Source organism: Streptomyces lothianensis (genome assembly GCF_047779955.1).
In the GTDB taxonomy this organism is placed as follows: domain Bacteria; phylum Actinomycetota; class Actinomycetes; order Streptomycetales; family Streptomycetaceae; genus Streptomyces.
Map to the genome: position 1 here is coordinate 1 of NZ_JBLMKT010000169.1, position 262 is coordinate 262.

Consider the following 262-nt stretch of genomic DNA (forward strand, 5'->3'; position numbering starts at 1 on the left):
TTCAAAGTCTCCCAGCTATCCTACACAAGCCGAACCGAACACCAATATCAAACTGTAGTAAAGGTCCCGGGGTCTTTCCGTCCTTCTGCGCGAAACGAGCATCTTTACTCGTAGTGCAATTTCACCGGGCCTATGGTTGAGACAGTCGAGAAGTCGTTACGCCATTCGTGCAGGTCGGAACTTACCCGACAAGGAATTTCGCTACCTTAGGATGGTTATAGTTACCACCGCCGTTTACTGGCGCTTAAGTTCTCAGCTTCGC

1 rRNA gene is annotated in these 262 nt (G+C 50.0%); it reads right to left on the reverse strand.

The features are described from left to right. Window positions 1-262 (reverse strand): 23S ribosomal RNA (locus ACLF6P_RS30085); the annotation flags it as partial.